Annotated in this window: 11 protein-coding genes and 2 pseudogenes; 9 read left to right on the plus strand and 4 right to left on the minus strand. The window is 73.4% G+C overall.

Annotated elements, in window-relative coordinates; all coding sequences use genetic code 11:
• Positions 1-263: 263 nt before the first annotated feature.
• The 3 genes from OG247_RS03310 to OG247_RS03320 all read right to left on the minus strand — a co-directional run bounded on the left by OG247_RS03310 (position 264) and on the right by OG247_RS03320 (position 4517).
• Complete coding sequence (locus tag OG247_RS03310; protein ID WP_327250748.1) at positions 264-1919, minus strand: carboxylesterase/lipase family protein; 1656 nt, start codon at positions 1917-1919, stop codon at positions 264-266.
• Positions 1920-2088: 169 nt separating this feature from the next.
• The gene (gene surE, locus OG247_RS03315; RefSeq protein WP_327250749.1) at positions 2089-3015 is read right to left on the minus strand and encodes a 5'/3'-nucleotidase SurE; all 927 of its coding nucleotides are present in this window, start codon (positions 3013-3015) and stop codon (positions 2089-2091) included.
• Between the two features lie 248 nt (positions 3016-3263).
• Positions 3264-4517, minus strand: coding sequence for an MFS transporter (locus OG247_RS03320; RefSeq protein ID WP_327250750.1), 1254 nt, complete (start codon positions 4515-4517; stop codon positions 3264-3266).
• A 441-nt stretch (positions 4518-4958) separates the two neighbouring features.
• On the opposite strand from OG247_RS03320, the gene OG247_RS03325 reads away from it, so the two are divergent.
• The 5 genes from OG247_RS03325 (at position 4959) to OG247_RS03345 (ending at position 11367) form a co-directional block, all read left to right on the plus strand.
• Positions 4959-5288 carry a hypothetical protein gene (locus OG247_RS03325; RefSeq protein WP_327250751.1) on the plus strand — a complete coding sequence of 110 codons (330 nt, stop codon included), beginning with the start codon at positions 4959-4961 and terminating at the stop codon, positions 5286-5288.
• 547 nt (positions 5289-5835) lie between these two features.
• Entirely contained in the window at positions 5836-6564 is a 729-nt protein-coding gene (locus OG247_RS03330) for a phosphatase PAP2 family protein (RefSeq protein ID WP_327250752.1), read from the plus strand.
• A 497-nt stretch (positions 6565-7061) separates the two neighbouring features.
• Positions 7062-8612 carry a carboxylesterase/lipase family protein gene (locus OG247_RS03335; RefSeq protein WP_327250753.1) on the plus strand — a complete coding sequence of 517 codons (1551 nt, stop codon included), beginning with the start codon at positions 7062-7064 and terminating at the stop codon, positions 8610-8612.
• A gap of 133 nt (positions 8613-8745) precedes the next feature.
• Positions 8746-9753, plus strand: coding sequence for a LacI family DNA-binding transcriptional regulator (locus tag OG247_RS03340; RefSeq protein ID WP_327250754.1), 1008 nt, complete (start codon positions 8746-8748; stop codon positions 9751-9753).
• A 225-nt stretch (positions 9754-9978) separates the two neighbouring features.
• Positions 9979-11367 (plus strand): hypothetical protein, encoded by a 1389-nt coding sequence (locus OG247_RS03345; RefSeq protein ID WP_327250755.1) that lies wholly within the window; start codon positions 9979-9981, stop codon positions 11365-11367.
• Between the two features lie 231 nt (positions 11368-11598).
• Here the strand turns inward: OG247_RS03345 and OG247_RS03350 are convergent, their stop codons facing one another.
• On the minus strand, positions 11599-12558 hold the full coding sequence (locus tag OG247_RS03350) for an alpha/beta hydrolase (RefSeq protein ID WP_327250756.1): 960 nt from the start codon (positions 12556-12558) through the stop codon (positions 11599-11601).
• Between the two features lie 274 nt (positions 12559-12832).
• Here OG247_RS03350 and OG247_RS03355 point away from each other — a divergent pair, with 274 nt between their 5' ends.
• The 4 genes and pseudogenes from OG247_RS03355 (at position 12833) to OG247_RS03370 (ending at position 18090) form a co-directional block, all read left to right on the plus strand.
• Positions 12833-13327: an ATP-binding protein gene (locus OG247_RS03355; RefSeq protein ID WP_327250757.1), complete on the plus strand. Its 495-nt coding sequence runs from the start codon at positions 12833-12835 to the stop codon at positions 13325-13327.
• Positions 13328-13564: 237 nt separating this feature from the next.
• Positions 13565-15205 (plus strand): annotated as a pseudogene (locus tag OG247_RS03360) (AMP-binding protein); the annotation flags it as partial.
• Between the two features lie 195 nt (positions 15206-15400).
• Positions 15401-15808, plus strand: a pseudogene (locus OG247_RS03365) (acyl-CoA thioesterase); the annotation flags it as partial.
• Positions 15799-18090: an oxidoreductase gene (locus OG247_RS03370; RefSeq protein ID WP_327250758.1), complete on the plus strand. Its 2292-nt coding sequence runs from the start codon at positions 15799-15801 to the stop codon at positions 18088-18090. The pseudogene OG247_RS03365 and the gene OG247_RS03370, both read left to right, overlap by 10 nt.
• Positions 18091-18093: the final 3 nt, after the last annotated feature.

The raw sequence follows: 18093 nt of genomic DNA on the forward strand, positions 1-18093 counted from the left end.
TCCGTTGCCCGAACGGGCATGCTGGCATCGCGCGCGGTCCGTTCCGCGCGGCGATCCCCCGTCGCCGCGCGGCCCGCGCCCGCGCCGTGGACGCGGGAAACCGCCGGATGCCCGTGGGGACCGTGGCCCTCGGGGCATCCGGCGGCGTGGCGGCACCCCCCGGGCCGCCGTCCTTTCGGTGATCACCAAAGGATGAGCTCCGTGCTCACGCGTTGACGCGCGCGCGGATCACCCCCGTACGGACCACCGAGTCTCGTCTCCCGTCAGAGCGGCCGGGAGGGCTGGTCGCGCCAGAAGCCGCACTGGTGCTCGGCCGCGAACGCCCGGTCGAGCCGGTCCCCCGCGGGCGCCAGCGTCAGTACCGTGCCGCCCGGTCCGGTCGCCGGCCAGGGGGTCTGACCCGCGACCGCCGGAACTCCGTGGCGTGCGAAGGCGCCCCAGTAGCGCTTCATCCTTGTCGCCAGGGCGACTTGGACGCCGGTCAGGGGTCGCTCACCCATCGTGAAGTCGTGCAGGTAGGCGAGTTCGGCGCTGTGCGCGTTCGATTCGTCCAGTCCGGGGACCTGCGCGCCCGCCAGTGTCGGCGAGTCCGGGTCGTCGAACTCGTAGGCGAAGGTGGGGACCTGACGGGCGAACGACTGCGCCGTCCGGGCGGTTTCGCAAGCGAACGTCGAATCGGTCATGACCGCCGACAGCGCCAGGTACGGGGATCCGTGCGCGGCGACCGGGTAGCGGGCGAGGACCTCCGGCCCGGCCTCGCCGTAGCCCGCGAGGACCTGCTGCGCGTACTGCTCCGCCGTCAGGGCGGGCTGGGTCAGCGCGACGAAGAAGCGCGCCTCGGAGCGGGTGCTCCCGATCAGGACCGGGACCTTGTTCCAGTACCCGGCCGAGATCGCGGCGGCCGGGTCCCGCGGCAGCAGCCCGTCGCCCGACGCAGGGCCCGAAGTGGCCCGCGTACGGGCCGCGTCCACCAGCGACCGCCCGGAAGCGGCGCGCAGGCACGCCGCCACTCCGGCCGGTTCGGCACAGCCGGCGCTCGCGGCGAAGGCCCGCGCCTCGGACTCGGCCCGCGCGCCGTCGGGGGTACGCAGCAGCGTGCAGGGCCCGCTCTGCAGGACGGCCCGGTGGAACAGCCCGGCCGCCGGCGGGGCGGCGAGCAGTCCGCACACCGAACCGCTGCCCGCGGACTGGCCGGAGACCGTGACGTTGCCCGGGTCGCCGCCGAAAGCCGCGATGTTCTCCCTCGTCCAGCGCAGCGCCTGGATCTGGTCCATCAGGCCGAAGGAGCCGGAGCGCAGCACGTTTTCCCGCCCCAGTTCGGGAAGGCCCAGATAACCCAGCTGCCCGAGCCGGTAGTTGATGCTGATCACCACGGACCCCGTCAGCTCGGCCATGGTGCGACCGCCGAACTGCGTGCCGGTTCCCTGGCTGTACGCGCCCCCGTGCATCCAGAGGATCACCGGAACCCGGGCCCCCGCGCGGACCCGGCCGGGCCGGTACACATCGAGGTACAGGCAGTCCTCGCTGACGGCCGAGGGATCGCGCAGCCCGAACGGCGAGAACTGCAGGCAGGCGGGCGCCTGTTCGACGGCCTCGCGCACCCCGTTCCAGTGCCGGGCCGCCTGCGGGGCTCGCAACCGGTTCTCCCCGACCGGTGCGGCGGCGTAGGGCACGCCGAGGAACTCCTGCGCCCCGTCGTGGGCGCGGCCGCGCAGCACGCCCTGCGCGACGGACACCACCGGGCGGGGCGAACCGACCGGCGGGCCGCCGGGAACGCCACCGGGGAAGCCGCCCGGGAGGCCGCCGGGAGAGGCGGCCGCCGGAAGCGCGGTGGCGATCAGCGCGGTGAGGGCGAGTACCGTGCCGAGTAAGGGTCTTGCCGTGGAAAGCCGGGTGATCCGGTGCGAGAACCGCTGCATCCGTACTCCTGAGTGGGGGACCTTCCGGGGGCGGGTCGGGGCGCGGGACGCCCGCCCCGCCCCCGGAGGGCCGGCTGGTGTGGTCGGCGGGACCTTGCCCGGGGGCGAAGGCCCGGCCTGCGGGCGAGGCCCGGTTAGGGGCGAAGCCCGGCTACCGGGGCTGTCCGGCCTACGGGCGGAGCCCGGCGAGCAGAACCGCGGTGACGGCGAAGTCGACCGGTCCGGTGTTCCAGTCGGCGTTCATCGGGCTGACGGCGATCTTCCCGGCGCTCACGGCTTCCACGTCGCTGCCCCGGGCCGGGGTCTTCAGGTCCACCGTCACGCCGACCTTCCAGGTGCCGTCGCCGGCATCGGTGAAGTCGGCCTTCAGCAGCGCCTGCGCGTCCTGGAAGGTGGTGGCCACCCCGGCCGGGGTGCCCTTGCCGTCGGCACCGATGACGGGGTGGTTGACGTTGAGGCCGACGCCCTGGGGCAGCAGGGGGCCGGAGCGGGCCCGGGAACGCAGCCGGTCGATCAGCTTGACGGCGAAGTCGAGCGTCGGGCCCATCGCGTTGACCGTGGTCACGGGGTCGGGAGCGGAGAGGCCGCCGGTGCTCAGGGCGATGGCGGGCACGCCCGCGTCCAGTGCGGCGACGGCGCCGCCGACCGTGCCGGAGTGGCTGGCGAGCGCGGCCACGTTCGGGCCGAAGTTGGTGCCCGACACGACGAGATCGGGCGCCCGCCCTTCGAACACCTCGGAGAGCCCGAAGTTCACCGAGTCACCGGGGGTTCCGTCGACCGCCCATACCTTCGGCTCAGGGTGGCGGACCGTGAGGGACGGGGAGTTGGAGGTCTTCGTGCCGGCTCCGCTCTGGTTGGTCAGTGGCGCCACGATGGTGACGTCGTGCCCGGCGGCGGTCAGCCGCGCGAAGGCCAGCCGGATGCCGGGCGCGTTGTAGCCGTCGTCGTTGGTGAGCAGGATCCGCAGCGGGCCCGCGGGCACCGGTGCGGGCGCCGGTCCGGCCTGCACCTCGGCCGCGACGGCGGGCACCGTACCGGCGAGGGCCGGCGCGCAGAGCAGCAGGGCGGCCAACGGCAGAACTCGCTTGCGTTGCAAGGAAGGCTCCTTCGGAGAGGAAATGCGAACGGGGAAGGGGGAAGGGGGAAGACGAACTGGAAACTGGGAACTGGGCGAGGGTGGCCTCGAGGGGGGGTGAGGCCCGGCGGGCTCGCGACCCTCGGCGCGAGCCCGCCGGAGTGCGGGCCGGGCCGCCACCCGGGAGGGGCGGCCCGGAGGTTGGGGGAAACCCGAGGCCGGAAACCTTTACGGGGCCACGGGGCGCGGGGCCACGGGGTCCGGCGGGATCAGCGCACGCTGCGGATGGGGAGGATCGCCAGGGCGCCGATCAGCGAGAGCGCTCCGCCGACCAGGAACAGCGGGGTGTAGCCGCCCAGGGTGGTGACCACGGCGGAGGCGACGAACGGGGCGATGATCTGGGGCCCGGCGTTCGCGATGTTCAGTACGCCCATGTCGCGGGCGGCGTCCTCGGCCCGGGGCAGCACCAGGGTGACCAGCGCGGTGTCGACGGCCATGAAGCATCCGAAGGCCAGGCCGTTGAGCGCGCTGAAGACGAGCATGCCCGTCCACGTGGGACTGACGACGGGGACCACCATGACCAGCCCGGCGAGGGCCGCCGAGACGCCGACGAACACCTTGCGGCGGTTCCAGCGGTCGGACAGCAATCCGCCGACCACCGTGGAGACGGCCATCGCGACCATCGAAACCGGGGTGAGGATCGCCATCGCGGCGGGCGGGGTCAGCCCCGCGGGGAGCGCGATGTGATCGCCCAGGATGTAGAGCTGGTAGCCGACCACCGAGAAGTACCCGAGAACCATCAGGGCGCGCCCGATGAAGGCCCACCGGAAGTCGTGGTTGGCGAGCGCCGAGAGGAAGGCCTTGAGCTGGGCCCCCTTGGGAGCGGCGGGCGCGTCCGGGGCGGGCTCGGAGCGCGGTACGTCCCGGCAGAAGGTGGTGAGCAGCAGCGCGGCTGCCGCGATGACCCCGCCGAAGACGAGGTAGCCGGTGCGCAGGTGCTCGGAGGTCTGGGAGGCGATCAGCACACCGACCGTGCCGCCGATGGGCAGACCCAGCCCCACCAGCGCGGACGCGGTACCTCGCCGGGCGGCGGGCACCCGGTCGGGCACGATCGCGGTGACGGCGGCCTGGTAGATGTTCATGGTCGCCTGGACCAGGCACCAGCCGATCCCGACGAGCAGCGCGGTACTGACGCTGCCGAGAACGGCGAGGCCCACGAGCGAGCCGAGCGCACCGCCCAGGACCCAGGGGTTGCGGCGGCCGCTGCGGTCGGAGAGGGCGCCGGCGATCGGGTTGAACGCGGTGGCGAAGATCGCGCTGATACCGCCGATCAGGCCCAGCACCGCCACCTTGTCGTCGCCGGCTATCGCCTCGATCTGGGTGGGCAGGAGGACGGAGCCGACGCCCATGTAGACGGCCATCATCGCGGAGTTCGCGACCAGCAGGAGGAGCAGGAGCCCGCGTCCGCGGGAGGGTTCGGGATCCGCCGGGGCGGGCGGGTCGATGATCTCGTTCGTAGCCATGACGACTCCTCGGGGGACGGAGCGGGGAGGTGGCGTGGGGGGACCGCCGGAGGTGCGGTGCGCGGGGAGGGCGGAGACGCCGAGGGTGCGGTTGCGCACGAGGGCGTCGCCGGGAAATGCCGCGCCGAGCGCGAGACGGCCGACGCGGTGCGGTTGCTCGGCGCGGTGCGTGCGGTGCCTGCGGTGCGATGCGGTGTGGAGCAGTGTTGAGCGGTGCCGTGCGGTGTCGTGCGGTGCCGCACTGTGCGGCTGACCCGATGTTGTTACACGTGTCACTTCAGGTGCTTGGACACTGTGTAGCACTCACTCACCGGTCTAGCCAAGGGTTGACGCAGACCTCCGTGCAGATCGTGACCCGTGGACGAAGTCCAGGTCGATCACGTGTAACCAGCCGAATGCGGCCTACGGACTAGTCCGACCCGGCTGAGAACCCTCTTGCACTTGTGGCGATGGTCACGCTTCCGCAATACTCCGTGCCGCACCGCGCCGACCCCCACCGCACCCGGCAGAGCCCACCCACCCCTGCGGGGCTCACCCACCACGCCGGCGCACCTCGGGGCCGACGCACGTCGGGCCGCTCAGCAGCCTGGAGCCGAGCCGGCCAACTCTGCCGATCCGGCCGACCTGACCAACCCTGCCGACCCCGCCGACCCAGCAGACCTGACCGGCCCGGCCGACCCCGCCGATCTGGCCGACCCGGCGGACCTGGCTGATCCGGCCGACCGCACCGACCCGTCCGACCTGGCTGACTTGCCGGACCCGCAGACGTGACCGGCCCAGCCGACCGAGCAGACCCGGCAGACCCGATCGAACCTGCCGACCCGGCAGACCCGGCCGATCTGGCAGACCCGATCGAACCTGCCGATCCGGCAGACCTGACCGATCTGGCGCACCCAGCGGACCTGGCCGGCCCAGCAGACCCGGCCGACCTGACTGACCCAGCAGACCCGGCTGATCCGGCATACCCAGCCGATCCGGCTAATCCGGCTAATCCGGCTGACCCAGCCGTTCCCCACCGATCCGGCTCATCCGGCCGGATCCGGCCCGCGAGGGCCTGCCGACTCGCCACCGCACTTGGGGCCGCGTGCCGACTGGTCGGCGAGGAGCGGGGCCGCCTACGCCCCTCCCGACCCGACCCCGCACAACACCCATCCGCTCGGACCCTCAGCCCCCTTCCACCCGCCTCCGCACGCCCTCGCGCATCCCCTCCGCACGCCGCTCCCGCTCGGCTCCGCCCATCTCGTCCCCGCGCTTCGCGCCCGTCCGCCGCCTGCCATGCGCCCCAACGCCTGGAAAGGCGGCCGCGAAAGGTTCGTTCATGTCCGACTTCTTCGGTCACGCCCTCACTCCGCCTCCGCCCCCGCTCCCCGTCCGGCCGCCCAGGAGGCCGGTCCCCGCAGCTCCGCCCCGGCACGCCCTCGCCTGGGGACTGCTGCTGACCCTGCTCTCCGTGCTGACGGGCGTGCTCCTGCGCGTGGACGAACGGCCCTTCTTCCAGGGCCTCGACAACGCGTGGGCCGCCTCACTGGAGGGCTCGCCCGCAGACACCGCCAGCGGGTTCGCCACCTTCCTCGACCGCCTGGGCGGGCCACTGGGCACGGTCGTGCCGCTGCTGTTGATGGGCTGCCTGTGCATGTACGGGCGCTGGCGGTCGGCGCTCTTCGTCTTCGCCACCGCGGTCCTGGCCAACATGCTCCTGGTGCTGCCGCTCAAGCAACTGGCCGACCGGCCGCGGCCCCCGCACACCTGGGTGTTGGTCAACGACGGCTCGTACCCCTCCGGCCAGGTCTTCAGCGCGGTGGCCCTAGTGATCGCAGCCGCGGTGGTGCTGTTCCCGCCGGGTGGCCGGCGCTGGTGGTGGCTGTTCGGCGCGGGCTACACCGGCGCCATGATGTGGAGCCGCACCTGGCAGCACGCCCAATGGTTGAGCGACACCTTCGCCGGCGCCCTCGCCGCCGTGGGAGCCTGCCTGATCCTGTGGCGGGTGTTCGCCCCCCTGCTGGAGACGGAGGCCGAACGCATGGCCGCCGACACCCTCTGGGTATGACTGCCCCTCTGTGACCGTCAAGCCGATTCGGCCGGAACGCCCCGCCCGAACAGTCCGAACAGCCCAGACCGTCCGCGCACGGCATGCCGGGCAACTCCGCACCAGGCCCGACGGCGGGCCGGTCCGCTCGGCCGCCAGGCCGGCCGAGGCCGTCCCCGCCGTCCAGGCCGGGCCCGTAGTCCCGGCAGGGCGGTACGACCCGGGACAGTGGCGCAGCCGACACCAGCACCCCCGGCGGGCCACGGGGCCATCCCGGGAGGCACGACAGCCGCTGCCGGGCCGGGCCGGGCCGGGGCCATCCAGGAAGCTCGGGCACCCGGGAGTGCGCGGCCCAGCTCTCGCGCGGGCCCGGTCGGCCCGGCCGGCCCGGCCCGCGCAGGCCCGAGGGGGCCGTCGATCCCGCCCATATATCGTGAAACATTGACGGTCGTAGAATTTTCGCCATACTCTCGACGGGTCGGCGCGCGCTCGGCGCGCGGCCCAGGAAGGATCGACTCATGGCACCCACCCCAGGACCCGCTCACCCCGTGGCCCACCCGCCCGCGGGCCCGCTCCTCGGGGCGGTCGAGGACGGGCTCGCCGTTTTCCGGGCCGTGCCCTACGCCGCTCCCCCGGTCGGCGACTCGCGCTGGCGGCCCGCACGGCCGCATCCGGGCTGGAGCGGCACCCGGGCCGCGACCGCCGACGGGCCCAGCGCCCCGCAGATGTACATGGAGGGCGGCGACCCCGTCCTCGGCGGGCACGGTTCTCCGCCCTTCGACGAGGACTGTCTGACCCTCGACATCTGGACGCCCGCGGTGGACGACGCCCGGCGGCCCGTGCTGGTCTGGATCCACGGCGGCGGCTTCGTCTCCGGTTCCGGGTCGCTGCCGAACTACTCCGGCGCGACCTTCTCCCGCGACGGGGACCTCGTCGTGGTCAGCATCAACTACCGCGTCGGGCCGCTCGGCTACCTCCACACCGGCGCCGAGGACGAGCCGGAAGGAGCCGGCGCCAACCACTGGCTGACCGACCAGCTCGCCGCCCTGCGCTGGGTACGGGAGAACATCTCCGCCTTCGGCGGCGACCCCGGCTCGATCACCGTCGCGGGCCAGTCGGGCGGCGCGGTGTCCACGGCCGCCCTCGCCGGACTGCCCGAAGCCCAGGACCTGATCCGGCGGGTGATCCTGATGAGCCCGCCCTTCGGGCTCGACCTCCCCGCGCCCGACGCCTACCGGGAGCGCACCGCCGCGTACCTGGAGCTCGCCGGGGTCAAGAGCCTGGCCGAGCTGCGCGCCGTGCCCTGGCCGGAGCTGATCGGCGCCATGGGCGGGCTCTTCGCGCTGACCACGCGCTGGGGGTACTGGCCCACGCCGTTCCTGCCCGTGGTCGACGGAGTCACCCTGCCCCGCCACCCGGCGCAGGCCCTGCTGCACGGCGCCGCCGCCGGCATCGAGGTGATGATCGGCTGGACCCGGGAGGAGGCCAACTTCGGCTTCGCCCTCAACGAGGCCTACGCCGCGGCCACCCGGGAGCAGGTGACGGACCGGATCGCGGACACCTTCGGCCCCGAGGCCGCCCCCGGGGTCTACGCGGCGTACGAGCGCGCCCGGCCGGGCGCCGGTCCGGCCGGCGTCCTGATGGACCTCATCACCGACGAGCTCTTCCGGGTGCCCGCCCTCCGGCTCGCCGAAGCGCGGGCCGCGGCGGGCCGCCCGGTGTGGGCCTACCAGTTCGACTTCCCCGCCGCCGCCTACGACGGCCGGCTAGGTGCGGCGCACTGCCTCGAGCTGCCCTTCGCCTTCGCCAACTTCGACCAGTGGGCCCACGCACCCCTGACGGCCGGACTCGACCCCGCCGTCCGGGACGGTCTCGCCCACACCATGCACGAGGCCTGGATCGCTTTCGTCCGCACCGGCGACCCGAACCATCCCGGCATGCCGACGTGGAACCCGTACGAGACGGACACCCGCACCACGATGCGCTTCGATTCCGTGGTGACCGCGCTCGACGACCTCGCCGGTGACTCCCTGCGCCTGCACGAAGGGTCACTCGACCGACCCGAGTGACCCCTGCACCCTCTCCCCGACCTCCCTCACCCCTGGCCCGCCCATCCGGGCGGGCCAGCGCTCCCTTGATCTAACTCGTGTAACCTTCGAAGGGAAGGCATCGACCCGATCAAAAGGAGCGTCGATCGACGTCATGGCCAAAGACACTCCTGTTCCGGCGTCCCCGACCAGCGCCGACGTGGCCCGCCTCGCCGGGGTGTCCCGCGCCACGGTCTCCTTCGTCCTCAACGACACCCAGGGCCACCGCGTCGGCGAAGCCGCCCGCGCGCGCGTCCTCGACGCCGCCCGGCAGCTCGGCTACGTCCCGCACGCCGCGGCCCGGTCCCTGCGGGCCGGCCGCAGCAATCTCGTCCTGATGCCCTCGTCGATCTCCGCGGTCGGCCGCCTCGTCAGCGACTGGGTCGACGACCTGCACAGCGAGCTGGACCGGCACGGCTACACCGCCGTCCTGCACGCGGGACGCTTCGCCGATCCCCTCGACGCCGCCCGCGCCTGGGCCGAACTGCGTCCGGCGGCCGTCATCGCCCTCGACGGCGACCGCCTCACCCCGCAGGCCGCGGAGCTGCTGCGGCGCGCCGGAGTACGGGGCCTGATCGCCTTCGCCGCCCGTCCCGTACCGGGCGTGCACACCATCGGCTTCGACCACGCCGTGATCGGCGCCACCGCCGCCGAGCACCTGATCGCCCGCGGCCGGACCCGCATCGGCGTGGTCATGCCCCAGGAACGCGGCCTCGGCGCGTTCGCCGCGCCGCGGCTCGCCGGCGCCGAATCGGTCGCCGCCCAGCACATGGCCACCGTGACCCCGGTGGAGCTCTCGTACACCCGGGAGTCCGCGGCCGCGCTGGCCCGGCGCTGGCGGAGCCTCGGGCTGGACTCCGTGTTCGCGTACAACGACGAGTACGCCGCCCTGCTCCTCCACGCGCTGCGGGCCGAGGGGATCTCCGTACCGCAGGACGTGGCGGTAGTGGGCTCGGACGACCTGGTCCTCGCCGGGCTCCAGGAACCCCCGCTGACCTCGATCCGCCTGGAGCTCGCCTCCCCGGCCCTCGTCGCCGACGCCGTGCACGAGCTCATCGAGACCGGCAACACGGCTCCCGTACCCGAGATAGAGGCGATCCTGGTCCAGCGCGAGACCTCCTGAGACTCCCTCACGCTCCCTGGCCCCTCACGCTCCTTGACCCCTCTCACGGTCTGACCCCTTCGCGCTCATTGAGCCGTCCGCACGTCTTCGTGCTCCGTCCGGGCTGTCCGCCCGCCTGTATGGATCAAGCCCGGAAGCCGAAGGTGGTCGCGCGTGGTCGGCTGGGCTCGGCTGGTCGCGGTCCCCTGACGGCCGGCCCACAGCGCAGAAGGAGGAGTTTCCCCGATGTCTCGTCGGCATGTCTCGACCGTCCTCGGCCTGGTGGCGGGCGCGTTGGTGGCGGTCCCCGCCCCGGCCGCTCACGCCGCCGCGGTGCAGGTTCGCTGCTCCGTTCCCGATCTGATCGCGGCCATCGGCGCCGCGAACGACTCGCCCGGACCGGACACCCTCCAGCTGGCGCGCGGGTGCACGTACAAACTGACGGCCCCCGACCCCGAGAACCCCGGCAACGGGCTGCCGGTGATCACCAGTGAGATCACCATCGACGGACGCGGGGCCACGATCAGGCGGGACGAGCGCGGGCACAAGGTGCCGAAGTTCCGGATCCTCCTCGTCGGCCCGACGGGCGACCTCACGCTCACCCGCACCACGATCAGCGGTGGCTTCGCCACGGACTGCCCCGCCTTCCCCGATCCCCCGGGCCTGGCCTGCGGCGGCGGCATCTCCAACACCGGAAAGATGAGCGTGACCCGCAGCAAATTCAGCGGCAACACGTCCAAGTCCGACGTGTTCGCCCAGGGCGGCGCTATCGACAACCCCGGAACCGCAAGCGTGAGCGAAACCGAAGTCACCGGAAACCACGTCATCTACAGCGGGAGCGACAACGGTGGTGGCGCCGCCGGCGCCGCCATCGCGAACGACGGTCCACTGACGGTCACCCACTCCCGGCTGACCGGAAACACCGCGACCGTCACCAAGGACACCCAGAGCTTCGCCTTCGGGGCCGGCATCATCAGCTTCGCCGAGACGACCGTCGAGGACACGATCATCAGCAAGAACCGTTCCTTCGCCCCGGGCGGATTCGCGCGTGCCACCGTCTCCAACGGCATCCCGGCCCCCGGCAGGCTGACCGTGACCGGCGGCGCCATTAGCGACAACACCTCGGACGCTCCGCACGGTGTCGCCCAGGGCGGCGGCATCGCGAACAACGCCCTGATGACCGTGAGCAAGGTGAAGATCAGCGGCAACCGGGCGGTCGCCAAGGACGGCACCGCGCGCGGTGGTGGCGTCCGCGTGGGCCCCTTCGGCACGCTCGACCTAACCGACAGCCACATCACCGGCAACACCGCCGACGCACCGAACGGCACGGCTCAGGGCGGCGGCCTCGACAACCCCGACGGCGGCACCCTGACAGCCCGGCACAACAAGGTCCTCCGGAACACGGCCACCGCCGAGGACGGCACCGCGCAGGGCGGCGGCCTCTACCACGCCGGGGGAACCACGGGGCTGGGCACCACCACGCTGGAGGAGAACACCATCACCCACAACCGGGCGGGCGACGGCGGCGGCATCTTCAAGGCCTCCGGCGTCCTCACCGTCAACGGCGACGTCATTCGCGACAACCAGCCGAACAACTGCAGCCCGGCCGGCGCGGTCCCCGGCTGCACCGACTGACGGTCCTCCCGGACCCGGGCCGTCCCGTCGGGGCCGTGACGCCCGCGCCTTCCGGCGGGAAGCCGCCGGCGGGCCGACCGGCCATCGCCTCCGGGTCCCCCCTCCCGCCTACGGGGCGTAGGGGGGATCCGACCGGTCCGCCGGCGGCAGCGGGCGCCCCGGTGCCGAAACGCCCACCGCCGGCGCCGTCCCTTCATCGGCTAGGGGACCTCAGGCGCCCGGTACGGGGCCTCAGGCGCTCAGGTGGCGGGCGAGGAAGGCGACGCTGTCGGTGACGATGCGGTCGATGTCGGGAGAGCCGAGGAAGATGTGGTCGGCGCCTTCCACGGGCGTCAGGACGACTTCGCCCCCGGCCTTCTCCAGAGCCGCGGCGAGCTCCTCGCTCTGGCTGTAGGGGACCAGTCCGTCCAGGGTTCCGTGGATCAGCAGGAACGGCGGCGGGTCCGAGCCTTCGACGGCGTACGTGACGGGGCTCGCGGCCCGTGCCAGCTCGGGGCGTTCGGCGACGGAAGCGCCGAGGAGGGCTTCGTAGGGGTCGGGGAACTCGACTCCGCCGGGCAGCGGCGGGAACGCCGGCATGGGGTGATCGGCAAGGGTGACCAGGTCGGAGACCCCGTACCAGTCGACGACGGCCCGTACGGCGGTGTCGCCGGAGCCCACTCCCTGCGTGCCCTCCAGGGCCTCGGCGTCCGGGGTGGCCGCGGCGACGACCCCGGCGAGGGCCGCGAGATGGCCGCCGGCGGACTCGCCCCAGACCCCGATCCGGTCCGGGTCGATGCCCAGTACGGTGGCGAACCGCCGGACGTACCGGATCGCGGCCTTCACGTCGTGCAGCTGAGCCGGGAACGGGGCCTCCAGGCTGTGCCGGTAGTCGATCGAGACGAGGGCCAACCCCGCCTCCAGCACCGACCCGTGCAGCAGCTCCACCGGCACGGTCGGCGGCGGGTAGCGCCGGTCGCCGTCCAGCCAGCCGCCCCCGTGGATCCACACCACCGCCGGGAAGGGGCCCTCACCCGCGGGTACGTGGACGTCGAGCAGGCGGGGACGGTAGCCGGGCGAGGTCGCGTACGTGACCCCCTCGAAGCGGCGGACCCCGTCCGCGTCCACGACGGCGGACACGGGGGTCCGGAACGGCGGAGGCGGCCAGGTCATGTCCGCCGGATCGATCGCGGCGGGGAGCGATTGCGTCATTGCGGCCCTTCCAATCTGTGCGGCCCGGGAGGCCGGGGGTTCAGGTGCGGGTCCCACCGCGGCCGAGCGAGCACGGAGCGCTACGGACAAGGCTTCGTAACGTATGTCCGAAATGCTTGCGCGGGGCGGGGTGGGAGGCCTAGCGTGTTACACGTGTAATCACGACTCTAGCGACGCGTTTCCGCAGACCACAAGAGCACGGGTAGTACCAGTTCCCCGGCAGTTACACGAGCCACCGCGCGAATGTCGTCGCCTTCCCCTCCGGGAGCACGCCATGCTCACCTCCACACCCCCCGCCACCCAGCCCGCCACGCAGCCCGTCGTCGGCCCGACCGACCCGGCCCCCGCGGCCGCTTCCCAGGCCCGCGGCTTCGACCACTGGGCCGCGGAGCCCACCGCGGCGACCGTCCCCCTGATCCGCTCCCGGGTGCGCTCGGTCCTCGACGGCTGGGAAATCTCCGCCGACATCGCGGACGTCCTGCTGCTGGCCGTGAGCGAGCTGGTCGGGAACGTCGTCCTGCACGCCTCCGACGCGGGACGCCTGCGCGTCGGAATCTCCCTGGGAGGGGGATGGCTCCAGCTGGAGGTCGCCGACGGAGCCCCCTCGCTGCCGCGGCTCCCGCACCCGCGAGGCGAGGCGGACCTGGACGCCGAGAACGGGCGCGGCCTGCTGATCGTGCACCTGATGGCCGCCGAGGTGGGCGGCCAACTCAGCGTCCAGGCAGATGAGTTCGGCAAATCCGTTCGGGTACGCGTGCCGGCCGCCTGACAGGCGGATCGGCGTGGATCGGCGCGGATCGCGGGCTCGGGAGAGGGCCGGAGGGGGCCCACCGACGAGCCGCCGGGGAGCCGCCGGGGAGCCGCCCGGAAGCCTCCTGGAAGCCGACCGGAGCGCCCCCCGAGGGCACGATCACCTCACAAAAATATGGCGAGGAATTGACGGCCGCCAATTTATCGAGATACTTGCCCCATCTCCCCCGCTGCTCCCTGATTGAGGTGCCGCCCCATGGAGCTCTCCCCTTCGGCGCACGCCGATACCTTCTGCCGCGACCGGCTCCCGCCGTTCGACCTCTGGCCCGAACTCCACTTCGATCTGCCGGAGTTGGACTATCCGGACCGGCTCAACTGCGCCCACAGCCTCCTCGACGACGCCGTCGAACGCTGGGGACCCGACCGCCCCTGCCTTCTGACCCCCGACGAGCGCTGGACGTACGGCGAGCTGCTGCGACGTGCCAACCAGGTCGCCCAGGTGCTCACCGAGGACCTGGGGCTACTCCCCGGGAACCGCGTCCTGCTGCGCGGCCCGAACAACCCCTGGCTCGTCGCCGCCTGGTTCGGCGTGCTCAAGGCGGGCGGCGTGGCCGTCACCACGGTGCCGCTGCTGCGCGCCGCCGAGCTCGCCGCACTGTGCGAGATCAGCCTCCCCTCCGTCGCCCTGTGCGACCACCGCTACCTCGAGGAACTCGAAGCGGCCGCCGCCGGCGCCGACGGCTCCGCCGCGTACACCGCCCCGCGCGTGGTCGCGTACGGCGGCCCCGGCGAGGACGACCTCGCCGTCCGCTGCTCGGCCAAGACCGGGGTCTTCACCTCCGTGGACACCGCCGCGGACGACGTGGCCCTGATCGCCTTCACCTCCGGCACCACCGGGCGCCCCAAGGCGACCCTCCATTTCCACCGGGACGTGCTCGCCAACGCCGACACGTTCTCGCGGCACGTCCTGCGGCCGGAGCCCGACGACGTGTTCACCGGCACCCCGCCGCTCGCGTTCACCTTCGGGCTCGGCGGTCTGGTGGTCTTCCCGCTGCGCGTCGGAGCCGCCACGCTGCTCCTGGAGACCGCGACGCCGGGGCAGTTGGCCGACCTCGTGGCCGCGCACGGGGTGACCGTCCTGTTCACGGCGCCCACCGCCTACCGCGCGATCCTGGCCGCGGGCGCCGCCGGCCTGCTGGCCGGGCTGCGCCGCTGCGTCTCGGCGGGCGAACCCCTGCCCGCCGCCGTGTGGGAGGAGTTCCACGCCGCCACCGGGCTGCGCATCATCGACGGCATCGGCGCCACCGAGATGCTGCACGTGTTCATCTCCGCGGCCGACGAGGACATCCGCCCCGGCTCCACGGGCCGGCCCGTCCCTGGCTACCGGGCCGCCGTGGTGGACGCGAACGGAGAGCCCGTTCCCGACGGGCAGCCCGGCCTGCTCGCCGTCACCGGGCCCACCGGCTGCCGCTACCTGGACGACCCGCGCCAGACCACGTACGTCCGGGACGGCTGGAACATCACGGGCGACACCTACATCCGCGACGCCGAGGGCTACTTCTGGTACGTGGCCCGCAGCGACGACATGATCGTCTCCTCGGGCTACAACATCGCGGGGCCCGAGGTCGAGAAGGCGCTGGCCGACCACCCGTACGTGGCGGACTGCGGCGTCGTCGGGGTCCCCGACGAACGGCGCGGGATGCTCGTCAAGGCGTACGTGGTGCTGCGCGCGGGCGTCCCGGCCGCCCCGGAGACCGTCCGCGCGCTCCAGGAGCACGTCAAGTCGGCCATCGCCCCCTTCAAGTACCCGCGTGCGGTGGAGTTCGTCGCCGAGCTCCCCCGGACGGAAACCGGCAAGCTCCGGCGGGCCGAACTCCGCAGCCGGGGAGGGAGGTCGGCCGAGGCCGCCTCCCGGGGAGGGAAGTCGGCCGAGGCCGCCCCCACCGCCCCGGCACCGGACGACGGTGGCTGCGCCGCCGGGTGTCCCGAGGCTCAGGTGCCGCACCTGCCCAGCGTGGTGGTCGAGCGCCGGGTCGAGTGGACCGACACCGACGCGGCGGGCCATTACCACCACTCCACCGTGATCCGCTGGGTCGAGGCGGCCGAGGCCGTGCTGCTGCGCCGCCTGGGCCTGTCGCACCTCTTCGGGAGCACGCCCCGGGTCCACTTCGAGGCCGACTACCGGGCCCGGCTCTGGTTCGGCGAGGCCGTACGGACCGAGTTGCGGGTCACCAAGGTCGGCACGAGCTCCCTCCACTACGCCTTCACCGTCCGCGGCGAGCCGGGCCCGGAGGGTCCCGACGGCACAGGCGGCACAGGCGGCACGGAGGGCCCGCACGGTGCGGTGGCCGCCACCGGCCGCATGGTCATCGCCCACTCCGCGGCCCGCGCGACCGGGACCACCCCGTGGCCCGCCGAGGTCCGCGAGGTCCTGACGAAGGCGGGCCGGCAGGCCCCCGAACTGATCGAGAACAACCGAGGAGGCGCCCCGTGCGCATAGCAGTCATCGGAGGCGGGCCGGGCGGCCTGTACTTCGCCGCCCTGGCCAAGCAGATCTCCCCGCACTGGGAGGTGACCGTCTGGGAGCGCAACGCTCCCGACGACACCTTCGGCTTCGGGGTGGTCTTCTCCGACGAGACCCTCGACGGCATCGCGCAGGCCGATCCCTTCGTACACGCCGCGATGTCGGCGGAGTTCGCCCGCTGGAGCGACATCGACGTCCGCCACCGCGGCCGCACGCTCACCTCCGGCGGGCACGGTTTCGCCGCGCTGGGCCGGCGCCGGCTGCTGGAGATCCTCCAGGAGCGCTGCGCCGCCCTGGAGGTGGACGTCCGCTACCGCACGCAGTCCCCCGCACCGGAGCAACTGGCCGCGGAATACGACCTGGTGGTCGCCTGCGACGGCGTGCGCTCGGCCACCCGGGCCGCCTACGCCGACACCTTCGGCGCCGATCTCGACGAGCGCGCGGGCCGCTACATGTGGCTCGGCACGGACAAGGTCTTCGAGGCCTTCACCTTCATCGTCGAGGAGCGGGACTTCGGCACGCTCCAGGTGCACGCGTACCCGTACGACGACACCCGCTCCACCTTCATCGTGGAAATGGACGAGGACACCTGGCAGCGCGGCGGCTTCGCCGGGTCCGCCGGCCCGGACCTGGCGCCCGGCGCCAGCGACGAGGAGGGGATCCGCCGCTGCGAGGAGATCCTCGCCGGGCACCTGGACGGCCACCGGCTCATCCCCAACAACTCCAAGTGGCTGCGCTTCACCACCGTGCGCAACCGGACCTGGCGGCACGGCAACACCGTGCTGCTCGGGGACGCCGCGCACACGGCTCACTTCTCCATCGGCTCCGGCACCAAGCTCGCCATGGAGGACGCCCTCGCGCTGGCCGCCTGCCTGCACGAGCACCCCGGCGTGGAGAGCGCGCTGGCCGCCTACGAGGAAGAGCGCAGGCCCGTCGTGGAGTCCACGCAGCGGGCGGCCCAGGCCAGCCTGGAGTGGTTCGAGAACATCGACCGGTACACCGGCCAGGATCCGCACCAGTTCGCCTTCAACCTGCTGACCCGCAGCCGCCGGGTCACCTACGACAACCTGCGGGTGCGCGACGAGGAGTTCACCACCGCCGTGAACGCCTCGGCCCCGGTCCCGCCGATGTTCCGGCCCTTCCGGCTGGGCGGCCTGCGCCTGCGCAACCGGATCGTCGTACCGCCCATGGCCCTGTCCACGGCGGTCGACGGGGTCCCGGGCGAGTTCGACCTGGTCCACCTGGGCACCCAGTCCCTCGGCGGCGCGGCCCTGGTCATCGCCGGCATGACGTCGGTCAGCGCCGACGGCCGCACCGACGCGGGCTGCCCGGGACTGTGGACCGACGAGCAGGAGGCCGCCTGGGGCCGGATCACCGCCTTCGCGCACGGCCAGTCCGACACCTGCCTCGGCATCCAGCTCACCCACGCCGGCCGCCGGTCGGCCGGGGGGCCGCTCCTGGCCGCCTCCCCGCTGCCGTGGGTGGAGGGCGGCCAGGTGCCCCGCGAGGCGAGCCGCGCCGATATGGACCTGGTCGTACGGGACTTCGTGCGCGCGGCCGAGCGCGCCGACCGGGCCGGCTTCGACGTCCTGGAACTCCAGTACGGGCACGGCCATTTGATGTCCGGGTTCCTCTCCCCGCTGACCAACCGGCGCACCGACGAGTACGGCGGAGCGGTCGCGAACCGGCTGCGCTTCCCGCTCGAAGTGCTGGGCGCGGTGAGGGCGGTGTGGCCGGCCGGGAAGGCCCTCCTGGTCCGGGTCTCGGCCACCGACTGGGCCGAGGGCGGCCTCGACGAGGCGGACGCGCTGCACATCGCGCGGTCCCTGGCCGCGGCGGGCGCCGACGGGATCGACGTGTCGACCGGGGAGGTCGTGTCCCACGAGCAGCCGTCCTTCGGCCGCAGCTATCAGACCCCGTACGCCGACCTGATCCGCAACACCACCGGGGTGGCGACCATCGCCGTCGGCGCGATCTCCACCTACGACGACGTGAACTCGGTGATCCTGGCGGGCCGCGCCGACCTGTGCGCGGTGGGCCGCGCACAGCTCCACGACCCGCTGTGGACCCTGCACGCGGCCGTGGCCCAGGGGTACCGCGGACCGGCCGCGCCGTGGGCCCGGTCCTGGCGGGCCGGCAGCGCCCGGCCGCCGGCCGCGCGCACCGACCGGGTGCCGCCCCGCCTCGAACTGCTGCGGCGGCCCGCCGCACCGGTGCACCAGCGATGGCTGCCGCGCGTCGCCGCGCCGGCCCTCTGAACG

The organism is Streptomyces sp. NBC_01244 (assembly GCF_035987325.1).
Taxonomy (GTDB): domain Bacteria; phylum Actinomycetota; class Actinomycetes; order Streptomycetales; family Streptomycetaceae; genus Streptomyces.